We start from the raw sequence: 15,135 nt of genomic DNA on the forward strand, positions 1-15,135 counted from the left end.
GATGTTTCAGCTGTCCTTGTCGTCCCGCACCCGTACCCAGCAGACCTGCGAAAGGTCCGAATGTATGCGTGCCGATCAAGCCCCAGTGGACGCATTGGTAGAACTACCTGAATGCTGCCTGCGGCATGCGATTGAGTCGCAGCCGGCGTTGGCGCTGCGTATGCGTGAACTGGGTTTCCGCCCAGGGGTGCGCGTGCAGATCGGACGCAAGGTGGCCGGCGGGGCGCGCCTGGTCACCGTGGGTACCGCCCGGTACGCGGTGGATGCAGCTACGCTCGGCCAGCTGGAAGTCATCCCGGTGGCGGCATAATGGCACGCAAAACCGCAGCGCCAAGCTGCCACTCCACCTCCTCCATGCGTATCGCCGCGGAGGGAACGCCGGTCCTCGCCTTGGTCGGGGCTCCAAATTCCGGCAAATCTACCTTGTTCAACGCGTTGACCGGAGCGAAGGTCCAGACCGGCAACTGGCCGGGTACCTCCGTAGAAGTCAGCCGTGGTTTGTGGAATGCGCGGCCAGAGGCCTTCGACATCATCGATCTGCCCGGTGCTTATTCCTTGGATCCAATGAGTCCGGACGAGGAATTCACCCGAGATATGCTCGTTGAGTGCCCGCCGTGTGAGCGCCCAGATGTGGTTGTGGTGTTGGTGGATGCCACTGCGCCGGCGCGAGGGCTTAACCTCGCATTCCAAATTGCGGAATACCCGTATCGAGTGGTGGTGGGGGTGACCAAAGAGGACGTCGCCAAGCAGCAGGGCATAAGCATCGATACCTCCGCGCTATCGCGCGTCGTGGGCATGCCAGTGGTCAGCGTCAATGGTCGCCGCCGAGAAAACCTCGATGCGCTGGAGGGCGCCGTTGCAAAAGCAATGCAGACGGAGCCACAGACTATCCGGCCCAACGCCGACGTGGACCAACGCTTTGCGGATTTGGATGCGGCCGAGAAAGTTGCAGTCAGCCATGAAAATGTGGGGGAGCCACTTAGCCGGCGCGTAGACCGCTTGGTATTGCACCCAGTGCTCGGGCCGATTCTATTCCTGGCGGTGATGTGGGCCGTCTTCTTTATCACCACTGCGGTCGCAGGGCCGCTGCAGGACGGATTGGAGGCGTTCATTGCTGGCCCTGTATCCGATGCAGCGCGCAGCATCCTCCCGGACCATTGGCTGGTAACGGGCCTGCTGGTAGATGGGCTCATCGGTGGTGTGGGCATGGTGCTGACCTTCGCGCCGCTGTTGGCCCTGATGTTCCTGTGTCTAGCCGTGCTGGAGGATTCCGGTTATATGGCGCGCGCGGCGGTGGTCACTGACCGCGTTATGCGCGCTATTGGCCTGCCGGGCAAGGCCTTTATCCCCATTGTGGTGGGCTATGGCTGCAATGTGCCGGCGATTTCGGCAACCCGCGTGCTTGGCGACGTCCGCCATCGCATCCTCACTTGCCTGCTTATCCCCTTCACCTCCTGTTCGGCCCGGCTCATCGTGTTCATGATGCTGGCGCAGGTGTTTTTCCCCGCTCATGCTGGTTCTGCGGTATTCGCGATGTACCTGCTGTCTATCGCACTGGTGGTGTTGGTAGGCCTCGCCTTGCGCCGCACGGTGTGGCGGGCCATGCCGTCCGAAGCCCTCGTTATCGACCTTCCGGCTTATCAGTTACCTACGTTTAAACTCACCGTGTCGGTCATGTGGGTAAGGCTCAAAGGATTTTTGCACACCGCCGGAGGCATCATTGTGGCTACGGTCGTGGTCATCTGGTTGTTGATGTCTATTCCGGTCACTGGTGGGCACTCCTTCAACGAAGAGGCGGTACCGCCGCAAGATTCCGCCTACGGTGCGGTGTCTAAAGCGATGTCCCCGGTCTTTGCACCTGCTGGGTTTGATTCTTGGTCCCTCACCGGGCCGCTTGTCACCGGGTTCGTGGCGAAGGAGACGCTCATTTCCACTTGGGCTCAGACGTATGCGGTAGAAGACGTCACTGATGATGCCCCAGAAGAGCAGGCCGAATCTCCGCTGGCCAGCCACATTCGCGCTGATTTTGATGCGGCCTCTGGCGGGCATGGGCTAGCGGCAGTATGGGCGTACATGGTATTCCTGCTGGCCTATACCCCGTGCGTGGCCACGGTGGCCGCGCAGCGGCGGGAAATAGGCTGGAAATGGACGCTCATAGGTTTCGCCCTTCAGCTCGCCACCGCCTGGATCCTCGCGGTGGGAGTATTCCAGGTCCTCAAGGTCTTCCTATGAGCCCCACGGAGAAGGTTAAGGAGGCCATTAAACAGGGAAAATCCAACCCGGTCGAGATTGCAAAAGCTACTGGGTTAGGGCAGGGCACCGTGGAAATTATCCTCGCCCATCTCGAGCGCAGTGCGGAGCTGGTGCGCGAATCGCTCACCTCGTGCCCCACGGGCGGCTGCGGCAGTTGCGCGCAGGCGGGTGGGTGTTCCGGAGCGGCGGCGAAGCGCCGCGGTCCGGTGTTACTTCAGCTGCGGAGACATTTCTAGCCTTGCAGCGCGGCTAGGGCGTGCTTGTGGAGCAGGCCGTTGGAGGCGACGCCGGATCCACCGTGCGGGCCGGGGTTTCCGTCCAGATCCGTGAAAGTGCCGCCGGCCTCGGTCACGATGAGGGAGGGCGCGGCGAGGTCCCACAAGGACACCTCGGGTTCGGCGGCGATGTCTACCGCGCCTTCGGCCACGAGGCAGTAGGACCAGAAATCACCATAGCCGCGCAGGCGCCAGGTCTTGTCCGTGAGCGCGAGGAACTGATCGCGCAGGCCGCGTTCGGCCCATCCGGTAAGCGAGCTCATGGCCAGCGAAGAGTCGGCGAGCTTTTCCACGTGGGATACGCCCAAGCGCTTTGGCTCGCCGCCGAAAACGCGGAAGGCACCAGCGCCCTTGGCGGCGTACCAACGGCGGCGCAGGGCGGGTGCGGAAACCACCGAGACTACCGGTTCGCCATCTTCCAAAAGGGAGATGAGCGTGGCCCATACGGGGACGCCACGCACGAAGTTCTTGGTTCCGTCGATGGGATCGATGACCCACTGGCGGCCCTTATAGCAGGCCTCGCCGCCGTATTCCTCACCCAGCACTTCATCGCGCGGGCGGGAGCGCTTGAGGGCTTCGCGGATATGCTTCTCACAGGTGAGATCCGCATCCGATACGGGAGACATATCCGGCTTTTCCTTGACGGAAAGGTCCGAGGCCTCGAAACGATGCATGGTCACTACATCGGCATGGCCCGCCAGCTCGAGCGCGAGGCCCAAGTCTTCTTTGAACTTACCCACGGAGCCAATCCTCCATCTGATCCACTACCTGTTTATTTCCAGCGAGGCACCATTCGACGCCGCCGGCTTCTACCTTGCGGGCAGCACCGCCGGCCGCCTCCACGAGGGTTTTGCCGGGGAACCAATCCCAATCCGCCACCGAATGCTGCATCCATGCGCCCCATGTGCCATCGGCCACGGAGGACAGGTCAACAGAACCGGCACCGAGCATACGGACTGTAGCAAAGTTTTCCGCCACGCGCTGCCATGCCCCGCGGATATCCTCATCCGCCAGCGAGGCTGGGTGCAGATACGTGGATAGTGAAATCTGCTCGGCCGGCTTCTCCTGCAGGCGAGCTACCTCCTTGCCGTCGAGGGAAGTGGGGTAGTCCCGGCCGCCGAACCAGGTATAGCCCATGGCGGGGCGGTGGACGGCGCCGAGGGTGATCCCGGTGGCGTCGGTAAGCGCGAGCGCAGAGCACCAATAGTCGGAGCCGGAAGAGAAGTTGTAGGTGCCATCGACCGGGTCAATGACCCAGGTGCGGCCGGACTGGGACTCGCGGGCCGCACCCTCTTCGCCGAGGATGCCGTCTTCCGGACGCACGGCCTCGAGCACGCCCGCAACGAAGCGCTCGGCCGCCCGGTCCGCATCCGTAACAACGTCCGAGATAGAAGTCTTTTGCTCTACGTCGACGCCCATCTCGCGCAAGCGCCAGGCCAGGCGGCCGGCGTTATAGACAAGGGCCTGCGCTAGGTGCGCATCCCCGTCATCCGCGTGCGCAACAATGAAGGTCTTGATGACCGCATCGATCATCTCCTGCAAGCTCGGCTTTTGATCCATGCCCACCATTGTCACCCTAAACGCGGCCGATGGCTAATTATGCCGGCCGGGTGGGTAGGATTGGGGCCTATGCGTCCCGAAGTAACAGCACGGCTCAAGCAATTGGAAACCACCCTGACCACCATCGAGAAGGTCATGGACCCGGAGGCTTTGGCTGCCCGCATTCGGGAACTAGAGGCCCAAGCCGGCGACCCATCCCTGTGGGATGACCCCGCCCACGCGCAACAGGTTACTTCCGAGCTTTCCGCAGCGCAGGCCAAGGTCCGCAAGCTGGAATCGCTGCGCGGGCGCTTAGAGGACATGCCCGTGATGTACGAACTCGCGGAAGAAGAGGGCGATACCTCCCTGGCGGATGATGAGCTTGATTCCCTGGAATCTGCCATCGAATCGCTGGAGGTCACCACCATGCTTTCTGGTGAGTATGACCCGCGTGAGGCGGTTATCAATATCCGCTCCGGTGCCGGCGGTGTGGACGCGGCCGACTGGGCCGAGATGCTCATGCGCATGTACACGCGCTGGGCGGAAAAGCATGGCCATAAGGTTGACGTCTATGACATCTCCTATGCAGAAGAAGCAGGCATCAAGTCCGCGACCTTTGTCGTCCACGGTGAATACATGTACGGTCAGCTCTCCGTGGAGCAGGGTGCGCACCGCCTAGTGCGCATCTCGCCCTTTGATAATCAAGGGCGGCGCCAGACCTCCTTTGCAGAGGTAGAAGTTTTGCCGGTGGTGGAGCAGACCGACCACATCGATATCCCGGATAATGACGTGCGCGTCGACGTCTATCGGTCTTCTGGTCCGGGCGGCCAGTCCGTCAATACCACCGACTCGGCGGTGCGCCTGACCCACATTCCCACCGGCATTGTGGTGACCTGCCAGAATGAAAAGTCGCAGATTCAAAATAAGGCCTCGGCCATGCGCGTGCTGCAGGCAAAGCTACTGGAGCGCAAGCGCCAAGAGGAACAAGCCGAGCTCGATGCGTTGGGCGCCGGTGGCAACGCCTCTTGGGGCAATCAGATGCGCTCCTACGTGCTGCACCCGTATCAGATGGTCAAAGACTTACGCACCAATTTTGAGGTGGGCGATCCCTCCAAGGTGCTCGATGGCGATATCGATGGCTTCCTTGAATCCGGTATCCGCTGGCGCATGCAGCAACAAGAAGACCAAGCTTAGGTCCATACTGATCGGGCTGAATTGAACGCGAAAAGGCCGAACTGAGGGGAGAAAATCCTCAGTTCGGCCTGATCTCTATGGACTTAACCCACGTAGTCCATCGGCGCGCCCGGTCCCAGCGGGATGCCGATGAGATACCAGATGACGAAGAAGATGAACCAACCCACGAGCATGCAGAGGGAATAGGGCAGCGCCAGTGACATCAAAGTACCCACGCCTGCTGGCTTGTAATAGCGCTGCAGGAAGGTCAACGCCAAGGCGAAGTAGGGCGACATTGGGGTGATGATATTCGTCGGAGAGTCACCGATACGGAAGAGCATCTGGGAAACCTCAGGCGAGACGCCCACATACATCATCATCGGCACGATGACCGGGGCCATCAGCGCCCACTGGGCGGAACCGGAGGTTATGAAGAGGTTAAGCAGCGCGACCATGGCCACCAGTGCCGCAAACATGACCAGCGGCGGCAGGGACCAGTGTTGGAGCAGCTCGGAGCCCTTAATCGCAGTCCACACGCCCAAGTTCGACCACTCGAACCAGGCCAGGAACTGTGCCACCGCGAAGAAGAGGACCAGCATGGGGACGAGGGTCTCGATGCCCTTGGCCATAAACTCCGGCACATCAGCAAAAGACTTCACGGTGCCAGCTGCCAGGCCGTAGACGATGCCGCATACCAAGAAAGCCAGGGCAATCGGCACCGCGATGGCGCTAATGAGCGGCGACTCCATGAAGCTATCCTCTTGGCTCGCCAGCGGGGAGCCAGGAATAAATAGCAAGGCAAAGAAGGCGGCAAGGAAGAGCACGAGCGCGATGCCGGAAGCAATCAAACCACGCTGCTCGTTAGGCTTGATGCGCATCGCCTCTTCATCATCGGTGAAGTCGTACTCTTCATCCTCTTCTGTGTCCGCGGTGGCCCCACCGGCGGCCTTGGAAAAAGACACCTCTTCATAATTAATGTGGTCGTGGTCCACGAGCTCGCGGGCCTTTTTGACCATGAGGAATTCCGTGACCGCGGTAATGATGAGGGAGAGCACCACTGCGGATGGGATGACAAAGAAGATATTGGCCAGCGGGCTGACCTCATATTCTGGGTCCACAAACTGTGCGGCCGGGGTAGAAATTCCCGCCAGCAGGAGGTCGGTGATATTCAGAATCAGCGAGGCATTAAAGCCGGCAGACGACGCCGCAAAGGCCACCATCGCGCCCACGATGGGGGAGCGGCCCACGGCGTGGAAGGCCATTGCGCCCAGCGGAATCAGAATGACGTAGATGGCGTCGGAGGCTACGGAGCCGGTCACACCGGCCAGCGCCACAACGAAGGTCAGCATTTTCGCACTAACCTTGGTCACCATCGCGCGCACCAACGCGGAAAGCAGGCCAGACTGCTCCGCCACAGCCACGCCGAGCATCACGGCAAGGATGACGCCGAGCGGTGGGAAGCTGGTGAAGTTCTCCACTGCATCAGTAACCATGCGCGAGATATTCTCGGTGGTCAGCAGGGATTCCACTTCGATGGTTTCGCCGGTTTTGGGATCCTCTGCGGTCATGCCGATGAGGTGTCCTAGCCAAGAGGTCACAGCGACGATGGCTGCGAGGATGACGAAGAGCCAGAATGGATCCGGTAGCTTATTGCCAATCTTTTCTACAGTGCCCAGGAAGCCGCTTGCAGAACGTGGTTTTTCTTTAGTTTCGGTTTCGGCCATTGTATCGGCACTTTCTGTCGATTGGGTCGGAACAAATTAGTGTCTTAGACCACATTACTTAAATACAGTTCACAGCGTGGTGTCAACTTTAGTTGCTACAGTGATTCGCGTGATTAGATTCGACAACGTGACTAAGGCTTACTCCGCCGAGTCTCGCCCAGCGCTCGACGGGGTGTCCTTCGAGATTGCGGATGGTGAATTCGCTTTCCTTATTGGTCCGTCCGGCTCCGGTAAGTCCACCTTCTTGGAGCTCATGGTGCGCTATAGCAACGTGACCAAGGGCGATATTTATTTCGATGATTTCCACGTCAATGAGCTTTCAGGCAAGCAGATTAACGCGCTGCGCCAGTCCATTGGCTATGTGTTCCAGGACTTTCGCCTGCTTCCCAAGCTGACGGTATATCAAAACGTGGCCTTTGCGCTCGAGGTCATTGGCAAGAGCAAGTACCGCATCTCCACCTCGGTCCCGCAGGTCTTGGATCTGGTGGGCCTAGAGGATCGCCGCGATGCTTATCCGCACGAGCTTTCCGGTGGCGAGCAGCAGCGCGTGGCCATTGCGCGTGCGGTGGTCAATCGGCCGAAGCTTCTGCTTGCCGACGAACCCACGGGCAACCTCGATCCCTCCACCGCCGACGAGATCATGGACTTACTGTTGGGCATCAACCGCCGTGGCACCACCGTGGTCATGTCCACCCACAACGCTCGCGCCGTCAATAGGGCACGCAAGCGTGTCCTGGAGCTGCGCAATGGAGTCCTCGTGCGCGATGAGCACGAGGCGATGTACGAGGGGGAAGCATGAAGCTAGGTTTTATTTTCCGCGAGGCCACCAAGGGTCTTGGCCGCAACCTGACCATGACCATCGCCATGATCATCACCACCGCTATTGCCGTAGGCCTCGTTGTCGCCGGCATCATGGTGACCAACCTGACCAAGGACACGAAGGAGATCTATCTCGACCGCGTCGAGGTCATGGTCCAACTCAATGAGGATATTTCCGCTGGTGACCCGGACTGCTTAACCCCGGCCTGCGCGGATCTCAAGAAGCAGCTCGACGCGGATGATTCCGTCGAGTCCGTGGAGTACCGCAACCGCGCGGAATCCTATGAGCGGTTCAAGGAGCTTTTCCAAGACACCGATCCCATCATGGTGGAACAAACCTCGCCCGACGCACTGCCGGCAGCGTTCCACGTGCGCCTGAAGGATCCAGAAGACGCTTCTGCGATCGATGCGATTAGGGATAATCCGGCGGTAGAGGATGTCGTCGACCAGCAGCAAGAAGTGCGCGATGCCGCAAGCAACCTGGACTCTATCCGCAATGCCACCTTTGTGCTGGCCATCGTGATGTCCGTGGCGGCCATCTTCTTGGTGGCCAATATGGTGCAGATCGCCGCGTTCCACCGCACCCGTGAAACGGAAATCATGCGCATGGTGGGTGCGAGCCGGTGGATGACGCAAGCGCCGTTCGTACTGGAAGCAGTGCTGGCCTCGCTCATCGGCGTGGTCTTGGGTGGTGCCGGAATCTTCCTGGGCAAATCCCAAGTGGTGGACCCATCCCTGCAAGGCCTGTATGAATCCCAGCTGCTTGCCCCCATGAAATCCGGCGACCTCTGGATTGCCCTGCCTCTCGTGGGCTTGCTGGCGTTGGTGGTCACCGCCGTCACGGCACATATCACCCTGCGGTCCTATGTGCGCAAATAGCCCGTTTGCTGGGGCAGCCAAAAGGGCACTACACTGCCATAATTATGGCTAAGAAGGGCAAGAAGAATAAGAAGGCGGCGTCCGGCGAAGCAACGCTCGCTACCAACCGCCGGGCCCGGCATGACTACAAGATCCTCGAGGAATACGAGTGTGGCATCGTCCTGCTCGGCACCGAGATCAAATCCCTGCGCGAGGGAAAAATTTCGCTCAATGATGCCTTCGCCACCATCGACGATGGCGAGGTGTACCTGCGCAACCTGCACATTCCGGAATACTCCATGGGCTCGTGGACAAACCACAGCCCGCGGCGCACCCGCAAGCTTTTGCTGCACCGCCGCGAGATCGACAAACTTTACGGGCAGGTGCGCAACGGCAATAAAACCTTGGTCCCGCTCAAGGTCTACCTTAAGAATGGCTACGCGAAGCTTTCGCTCGCGCTGGCCCAAGGTAAGCAGGACTACGACAAGCGAGAGGATATTAAGCGCCGCGACCAAGACCGTGAAATCTCCCGCGAGCTCGGCCGCCGCGTGAAGGGAATTAATGTTTAAGACTGCGAAAGTGCATGACGTTGCCAAAGGCGAGGACACTATCCAGGGCACCGGAGTGCTGGTAGACCGGATGTGGCCCCGGGGCGTTGCCAAGAGCGACCTAGACTATAGAGAGTGGTTCAAGGATGTCGCGCCGAGCCCGGATCTGCGTAAATGGTGGAACCACGACGAGGAACGCTTCGACGAGTTTGCCCGCCGCTACAAGGCCGAGCTGGATGACAATGACTCCGAAGAGCTCACCCAACTGCTTGCGCTTGCCGACGCCACCCTTCTCTACGCCGCCTCCGACCGCAAGGTCAACCATGCGGTGGTCCTCAGAGAGTGGTTAGAGGAGCACTTGAGGAAATAAAAGTGGGTAGGGTAGTGTTGAACGAACCGTAGGGAAGATGCACTATCCCGTCCCTACAGCATGGGGTTGATTTGGTTTCGACTTCGTGCACTGCGCCAGGGGAAGCGTGCCGGTGCAGGCTAACGACCACCGTATAAGCGTCGTAGCAACCAATAAACGCAGAGAAGAACTCTCAGCGTGACTACGCCCTCGCTGCCTAAATACAGCGACGCGTGTCTGTCAGCCTAGGTTTCGTTCCTGACCTAGATCCTGGCATCGACTAAGGAACTAGCCGGCTGGCCGGGTCATCAGGACCAGTCGGGACTCTTACTGGTGACTGGGCCCATCATCCGGACGTGTTCGTCCGATCCGGAGGGCCGAGCAGAGATTCTGTGCGAACTGCGCACGGAGAAGCCCTGGCAAGGTGACGAAGGACCCGGGTTCAATTCCCGGCAGCTCCACTAAGAACTCCCGTTAGGTATATCGCCTAGCGGGAGTTTTCTTCACTCTTTTTGTTTATGGATGTCGGAATTGGCTTCGGACCAATCTTGTTGGGCACGATTATCTCGGCCGTTGGTTACACGACGATGTACTGGATTTTGGCCGGTTTCGTAGTGGTCGCCGGCGCCGTGTACTTCCTCGTTCATGGGCGTACCGACGCCGCGAAGGCGCGTTTGTCGCATTTCCTTATTGCGGAATTAACCCCGTTCCACCCCCTCTAAAAGCGACTGTGATTAACCTCGCTAGCGCTATCGTCGCAGGTTAATTGTTGTTTATAGGGGGTGGGGCGGGGTTTTGGAATTTCGAAACATTCATGTGCTTGAAAGGTAAGCCTTACATAGGTTAGGTTAACCAGGTATTCGAAAATCGCTAGTGTGCTTAGGCACACCTAACCTCAAGGACAAAATGTTTACCAAGTTCCGTCGCTCTATCCTTACCTCCGCCGCCACGGTTTCTGCGGCAGCTTTGGTTCTTTCTGGCTGCTCCGCCGCCGAATCTGGTTCAGGAGACAAAGAAAACACTGCGTCCTCTTCTTCCGAGCAGGCGAAAGAAGTAAAGCTCGAGGATAACTTCGGTTCCAAGACCGTAAATACCCCGGTTGAATCCGCAGCGGTGACGGATAACCGTGCTTTTGAGGTGCTGGCGCAATGGGACGTCGAGCTGGCGGCTGCACCTCTCAAGCTGGTGCCTAAGCCGCTGCGCGATACCTATAACAAGGACACCGTTGCCGTCGATATGGGCTCCCACAAGGAACCCGATCTGGAAAGCCTCGTCGCTGCAGAGCCAGACGTTGTATGGAATGGCCAGCGCTTCGAGCAGCACCAGGAAGACATTGAAAAGCTGGTCGAGGATGTCCCAGTTTTGGACTTCGAGCCACGCGATGACAAGGAATTCTTCGGTGAACTCAAGCGGCACACCGAAGCACTTGGTCAGGTCTTTGGCCACGAAGACGATGCCTCCAAGTTGATCGAGGACTTCGATGCAGCTGCCAAGCGCGCTAAGGAAGCCTACGATCCTTCCAAGAAGATCATGGCCGTCAATACCTCCGGCGGAGAAATCGGCTATATTGCTCCTACCGTTGGCCGCACTTACGGTCCGATTTTTGACCTGCTGGGCATGAAACCATCGTTGGAGGTGGACAACGCCTCCGACGATCACGAGGGTGACGACATTTCCGTCGAAGCTATTGCGGAGTCCAACCCGGATTGGATCCTGATCATGGACCGCGATGCCGCCATCAGCAAGGAAGGTCAGGAGCATACCCCTGGTGACAAGCTGGTAAAGGACAACGCTGCGCTCAAGAACGTCACCGCGGTCAAGGAAGGAAACGTCTACGTAGCGCCGGCTGACACTTATGTCAATGAGTCGATCGTTACCTACACTGAAATCCTTAACGCCATGGCGGACTCCTTCGAGCAGCAGAAGTAATGCTCACACCCCCTGCCTAACTGCGATAACCGGGAAGCCTTGCGGCCTTCCGGTTTTCGTCGTACTTACCGTTTATCACTTTCATCTCCATATTGGATTCGTCACTTCCCATGACACAGACTGCATCACCAACTCGCACGGACCGAACGAGCGCACCCAGCAAGAAGCGCTCGCGGGCCCGGGTATCTCGATCCCCATTGTTTTCTTGGCAGCTCATTTTCGGCGTACTCGGAGTGTGCGCGCTCTTGCTCCTATCTCTCATGGTGGGCGAGTACAGCATTCTGGACCATGACGATGGGGCGGATATGTTTATGACCACCCGTGTTCCGCGAACCATTGCTTTGGTTCTTGCCGGGGCAGCTATGGCGATGAGCGGGCTGGTTATGCAGTTGCTCACGCAGAACAGGTTTGTCGAGCCCACCACGACCGGTACCACCGAATGGGCGGGCCTAGGCTTGCTGTTCTCGTTGATTCTCCTGCCCAATGCGTCGGTTTTGGTGAAGATGATCATTGCAGTGGCCTTTGCCTTTGTAGGAACCATGGTGTTTTTCGCGTTCCTGCGCAAGGTGACATTGCGCTCCTCGTTGATCGTGCCCATCATCGGCATCATGCTCGGTGCGGTGGTTAGTGCGGTTTCGTCCTACGTGGCGCTGGCAACGGACACGCTTCAGCAATTGGGCATCTGGTTTATGGGGTCGTTCACCTCCGTATATGAGGGACAATACGAAGTCCTGTGGGTCGTGCTGTTGGTATTGCTGGCGGTGTTCTTCTACGCCGATAAACTCACGGTGGCAGGCCTTGGTGAGGAAATTGCTACCAATGTCGGTCTTAATTACAACCGCATGATCCTCATAGGCACGGGGCTTATCGCCGTCGCTACCGGCGTGGTTACCGTCGTAGTGGGCTCCTTGCCGTTCCTGGGGCTGATTGTTCCAAATGTGGTGAGCATGTTCCGTGGAGATGATCTGCGCTCCAATCTGCCTTGGGTGTGCCTTTTGGGTATCGCCACAGTTACGGTATGTGACTTGCTTGGCCGCGTTGTCATTGCGCCGTTCGAAATGCCCGTTTCGGTAATCCTCGGTATCGTCGGCGCCGTTGTTTTCGTATTCCTGATCGTGAGGTCTACCCGTGAGCGTTAACGCAGCAACTGGTGTGGCTGCGGCAAGCAGACAGCACCGCGCCGTCGGTAGCTTTCAATCGGCAGCGGCGGCGAGGAAGTATTGGATTCTCCTTGGGGTACTCGCTGTTGTAGGTGCAATCAGCGCCTTCGGGTTATTGGCCTATGAGAATCCTATGGAACTGGGAACCCGTAAGTGGTGGCTGATTGCGCAACGCCGTGCTGACGCCGTAACCGCAATGGCGATCGTCGCCGTGTGCCAAGCGGTAGCTACCGTGGCTTTTCATACGGTGACAAATAACCGCATCTTGACCCCATCAATCATGGGCTTTGAATCGCTGTACGTGGCCATTAATACAGCGACCATTTTCTTCCTCGGTTCCAGCGGGCTGACTCAGGCGCGCAATCTCGGTTCGTTCCTGCTCCAGATGGGCATCATGGTGGCGTTGTCCTTGGTGCTTTATTCGTGGCTGTTGACCAATCGCAGCAACAATATGCATGCGATGTTGTTGGTCGGCATCGTCATTGGCGGGGGATTGGGGTCAGTGTCCGCCTTTATGCAGCGTATGTTGACTCCTAGCGAATTCGACGTACTGACCGCCCGGCTTTTCGGTTCAGTAAACAACGCGGAAACCGAGTATTACCCCATCGCTATTCCGTTGGTTATTGTGGCCACGGCGGCGTTGTATGTGAACTCTCGGAAGTTGAACGTATTGTCCTTGGGGCGGGATGCGGCTACGAACTTAGGCGTAAACCACAAGACCAACGCGATTTACACGTTGATCTTGGTCTCCGTACTCATCGCTACCTCCACCGCGTTGGTAGGCCCGATGACGTTCCTGGGATTTTTGGTGGCGACGTTGACGTATCAGTTCGCAGAGACCTACGACCACCGTTTTCTGTTTCCCATGGCAGCGGTAACCGCGTTCACGGTACTTACTGCGGCTTATTTCCTGATGAAGCACGTTTTCTACGCGGAAGGCGTGGTCTCCATCATTATCGAGCTCGTGGGAGGCTCGGTATTCCTATTCGTCATCTTGAGAAAGGGACGCCTGTGATCAAGCTTTCCAATGTTTCTAAGGCATATTCCTCTGAGACTTCCATTGGTCCTGTGGATTTGGAGATCCCGGCAGGCGGTATCACCGCGTTAATCGGGCCGAACGGCGCGGGTAAATCGACATTGCTGACGATGGTCGGCCGCCTGCTTGAAATGGATGAAGGCGCAGTAGAGGTAGCTGGAATGGATATCGCTGATACCAAGTCGGAGGATTTGGCTAAGGTGCTATCGATTCTGCGCCAAGAGAATCACTTCATCACCAAGCTGACGGTGCGCCAGCTCGTGGGCTTTGGCCGTTTCCCGTATTCCCAAGGGCGGTTGACCGAGCACGATGAGGAGATTATCTCCCGCTATATCGACTTTTTGCACCTGCGGGAGCTGGAGGACCGCTACCTTGATCAGCTTTCTGGTGGTCAGCGCCAGCGTGCTTACGTGGCTATGGTCCTGTGTCAGGAGACCGACTACGTATTGCTCGATGAGCCTCTCAACAACCTAGACATCGCCCATTCAGTGGAGATGATGAAGCACTTACGCGAGGCAGCTCAGGAATTTGGGCGCACCATCATCATTGTTTTGCACGACATCAACTTCGCAGCGCGCTACGCCGATTACATCTGCGCCGCAAAAGACGGCCAGATTGTCGCTTTTGGCAGGCCGCACGAAATCATGCGCGATGAGGTGTTGACTCCTATCTTCAATACGCCGATCACAGTCATCGATGGGCCCGCCGGCCTGCTGGCCTGTTACCACTAAGGCGTCCACCGTCTATTCCACAGACACCAAGGGGTCGTGGGGAAGCATTGCATGCTTGCCGACGCCCCTTTTTCCATACCGGCGCCGCAACCACCAAGGTTGAACAGGGGGATGAGGCTGCCCGTAATAAACGAAATAACCGTAGCGTTAATTAAATAACGTAGAAAACAGGCAACAGCCTGCAGATTTGCTAAGGACAAGGTAGTTCTACTAACTTATAGCGAGTCGCCGCGAGGTAGCCGAGAGGTTACAAGCGAGCGACAAAGACGAACTTCAAATCAAGGATTTGACAATTTTCAGAGGATTGATTAAGTTAGTCCGAGTCGCTTGAGAGAGGAACCGCAGCGTTCCAATCAAAGCGTACCGATGATGTTTGAGAACTCAATAGTGTGCCAATGTACTTTTTATTTTTTGTGTGCATGGTTGTGTGTTGATTGGTTTGTCTGCCAATGGGCCTTTAGGTGGTTTGTTGGTTGGTGTGTGCCGGTTGGGTATGTGGAGCACGTACTCTTTTGAATGCTGTTTGGTGTTTCGGCTGCATTGAGATGGATTGGTTGGCATGTGATTGTGTTCAACTTTTTGGTTTCCTTATTTTTGACCCCGTCGGGTTGAGGGGACTGTATTTTTTCTTTGTAGTAATTTTTTGGACGCCAGCACAGGCTTTTGTGGTTTGTGGTGGTTTGTTCTTTTGTTGGGTTTCGGGCTTTTCACGGCCTGTTTCGGATTTTGTTCTGAAATTTT

At 57.7% G+C, this 15,135-nt stretch carries 16 protein-coding genes and 1 other RNA gene; 14 read left to right on the forward strand and 3 right to left on the reverse strand.

The features are described 5' to 3' along the window. The first annotated feature begins 64 nt into the window (after positions 1-64). The 3 genes from MHY22_RS07570 to MHY22_RS07580 are packed head-to-tail and all read left to right on the forward strand — an operon-like array spanning position 65 to position 2,489. Positions 65-310: a FeoA domain-containing protein gene (locus MHY22_RS07570; protein WP_225745784.1), complete on the forward strand. Its 246-nt coding sequence runs from the start codon at positions 65-67 to the stop codon at positions 308-310. Beyond that, positions 310-2,232, forward strand: coding sequence for a ferrous iron transport protein B (feoB, locus tag MHY22_RS07575; protein WP_239278777.1), 1,923 nt, complete (start codon positions 310-312; stop codon positions 2,230-2,232). The genes MHY22_RS07570 and feoB overlap by 1 nt, the downstream gene beginning before the upstream one ends. Further along, complete coding sequence (locus tag MHY22_RS07580) at positions 2,229-2,489, forward strand: MarR family transcriptional regulator (protein WP_239278778.1); 261 nt, start codon at positions 2,229-2,231, stop codon at positions 2,487-2,489. The genes feoB and MHY22_RS07580 overlap by 4 nt, the downstream gene beginning before the upstream one ends. Here the strand turns inward: MHY22_RS07580 and hisN are convergent. Together hisN and MHY22_RS07590 are read right to left on the reverse strand one after the other, a co-directional pair. After that, the gene (gene hisN / locus MHY22_RS07585) at positions 2,486-3,268 is read right to left on the reverse strand and encodes a histidinol-phosphatase (RefSeq protein WP_239278779.1); all 783 of its coding nucleotides are present in this window, start codon (positions 3,266-3,268) and stop codon (positions 2,486-2,488) included. The genes MHY22_RS07580 and hisN overlap by 4 nt on opposite strands. Then, positions 3,261-4,097 carry an inositol monophosphatase family protein gene (locus MHY22_RS07590; protein ID WP_239278780.1) on the reverse strand — a complete coding sequence of 279 codons (837 nt, stop codon included), beginning with the start codon at positions 4,095-4,097 and terminating at the stop codon, positions 3,261-3,263. Before MHY22_RS07590 ends, hisN begins: the two co-directional genes overlap by 8 nt. A gap of 60 nt (positions 4,098-4,157) precedes the next feature. Here MHY22_RS07590 and prfB point away from each other — a divergent pair, with 60 nt between their 5' ends. Continuing rightward, positions 4,158-5,261, forward strand: a complete 1,104-nt coding sequence (gene prfB, locus MHY22_RS07595) for a peptide chain release factor 2 (RefSeq protein WP_239278781.1) — start codon at positions 4,158-4,160, stop codon at positions 5,259-5,261. 83 nt (positions 5,262-5,344) lie between these two features. Here prfB and MHY22_RS07600 read toward each other — a convergent pair whose 3' ends face one another. Then, complete coding sequence (locus MHY22_RS07600; RefSeq protein ID WP_239278783.1) at positions 5,345-6,964, reverse strand: AbgT family transporter; 1,620 nt, start codon at positions 6,962-6,964, stop codon at positions 5,345-5,347. Between the two features lie 109 nt (positions 6,965-7,073). Between MHY22_RS07600 and ftsE the strand changes: the two genes are divergently transcribed. The 10 genes from ftsE to MHY22_RS07650 all read left to right on the forward strand — a co-directional run bounded on the left by ftsE (position 7,074) and on the right by MHY22_RS07650 (position 14,394). Further along, on the forward strand, positions 7,074-7,763 hold the full coding sequence (gene ftsE / locus MHY22_RS07605) for a cell division ATP-binding protein FtsE (RefSeq protein ID WP_150851432.1): 690 nt from the start codon (positions 7,074-7,076) through the stop codon (positions 7,761-7,763). Continuing rightward, a complete protein-coding gene (ftsX, locus tag MHY22_RS07610) occupies positions 7,760-8,662 on the forward strand; it encodes a permease-like cell division protein FtsX (protein WP_239278784.1) in 903 nt (300 codons plus the stop codon). The genes ftsE and ftsX overlap by 4 nt, the downstream gene beginning before the upstream one ends. Positions 8,663-8,706: 44 nt before the next feature. Further along, positions 8,707-9,210: an SsrA-binding protein SmpB gene (gene smpB, locus MHY22_RS07615; protein ID WP_005322310.1), complete on the forward strand. Its 504-nt coding sequence runs from the start codon at positions 8,707-8,709 to the stop codon at positions 9,208-9,210. After that, entirely contained in the window at positions 9,203-9,559 is a 357-nt protein-coding gene (locus MHY22_RS07620; RefSeq protein WP_239278785.1) for a DUF488 domain-containing protein, read from the forward strand. Before smpB ends, MHY22_RS07620 begins: the two co-directional genes overlap by 8 nt. A 62-nt stretch (positions 9,560-9,621) precedes the next feature. Further along, positions 9,622-10,002: a transfer-messenger RNA gene (gene ssrA, locus MHY22_RS07625) on the forward strand. 54 nt (positions 10,003-10,056) lie between these two features. Next, complete coding sequence (locus MHY22_RS07630) at positions 10,057-10,260, forward strand: hypothetical protein (RefSeq protein WP_239278786.1); 204 nt, start codon at positions 10,057-10,059, stop codon at positions 10,258-10,260. Between the two features lie 184 nt (positions 10,261-10,444). Further along, a complete protein-coding gene (locus MHY22_RS07635) occupies positions 10,445-11,467 on the forward strand; it encodes a siderophore ABC transporter substrate-binding protein (RefSeq protein ID WP_239278787.1) in 1,023 nt (340 codons plus the stop codon). 110 nt (positions 11,468-11,577) lie between these two features. Further along, on the forward strand, positions 11,578-12,606 hold the full coding sequence (locus MHY22_RS07640; RefSeq protein ID WP_239278788.1) for an ABC transporter permease: 1,029 nt from the start codon (positions 11,578-11,580) through the stop codon (positions 12,604-12,606). Further along, entirely contained in the window at positions 12,596-13,642 is a 1,047-nt protein-coding gene (locus tag MHY22_RS07645) for an iron chelate uptake ABC transporter family permease subunit (protein WP_239273510.1), read from the forward strand. Before MHY22_RS07640 ends, MHY22_RS07645 begins: the two co-directional genes overlap by 11 nt. Then, positions 13,639-14,394, forward strand: coding sequence for an ATP-binding cassette domain-containing protein (locus tag MHY22_RS07650; protein WP_239278789.1), 756 nt, complete (start codon positions 13,639-13,641; stop codon positions 14,392-14,394). Before MHY22_RS07645 ends, MHY22_RS07650 begins: the two co-directional genes overlap by 4 nt. The last annotated feature ends 741 nt before the right edge of the window (positions 14,395-15,135 follow it).

The sequence above is a fragment of the Corynebacterium sp. ACRPO genome, assembly GCF_022347205.1.
In the GTDB taxonomy this organism is placed as follows: domain Bacteria; phylum Actinomycetota; class Actinomycetes; order Mycobacteriales; family Mycobacteriaceae; genus Corynebacterium.

Excerpts from the sequence above, each read along its gene's own strand:
- MHY22_RS07570 (WP_225745784.1), top strand. The coding sequence starts at position 65 with ATGCGTGCCGATCAAGCCCCAGTGGACGCATTGGTAGAACTACCTGAA.
- feoB (WP_239278777.1), top strand. The coding sequence starts at position 310 with ATGGCACGCAAAACCGCAGCGCCAAGCTGCCACTCCACCTCCTCCATG.
- MHY22_RS07580 (WP_239278778.1), top strand. The coding sequence starts at position 2,229 with ATGAGCCCCACGGAGAAGGTTAAGGAGGCCATTAAACAGGGAAAATCC.
- MHY22_RS07590 (WP_239278780.1), bottom strand. The coding sequence starts at position 4,097 with ATGGTGGGCATGGATCAAAAGCCGAGCTTGCAGGAGATGATCGATGCG.
- prfB (WP_239278781.1), top strand. The coding sequence starts at position 4,158 with ATGCGTCCCGAAGTAACAGCACGGCTCAAGCAATTGGAAACCACCCTG.
- MHY22_RS07600 (WP_239278783.1), bottom strand. The coding sequence starts at position 6,964 with ATGGCCGAAACCGAAACTAAAGAAAAACCACGTTCTGCAAGCGGCTTC.
- ftsX (WP_239278784.1), top strand. The coding sequence starts at position 7,760 with ATGAAGCTAGGTTTTATTTTCCGCGAGGCCACCAAGGGTCTTGGCCGC.
- smpB (WP_005322310.1), top strand. The coding sequence starts at position 8,707 with ATGGCTAAGAAGGGCAAGAAGAATAAGAAGGCGGCGTCCGGCGAAGCA.
- MHY22_RS07620 (WP_239278785.1), top strand. The coding sequence starts at position 9,203 with ATGTTTAAGACTGCGAAAGTGCATGACGTTGCCAAAGGCGAGGACACT.
- MHY22_RS07630 (WP_239278786.1), top strand. The coding sequence starts at position 10,057 with ATGGATGTCGGAATTGGCTTCGGACCAATCTTGTTGGGCACGATTATC.
- MHY22_RS07635 (WP_239278787.1), top strand. The coding sequence starts at position 10,445 with ATGTTTACCAAGTTCCGTCGCTCTATCCTTACCTCCGCCGCCACGGTT.
- MHY22_RS07640 (WP_239278788.1), top strand. The coding sequence starts at position 11,578 with ATGACACAGACTGCATCACCAACTCGCACGGACCGAACGAGCGCACCC.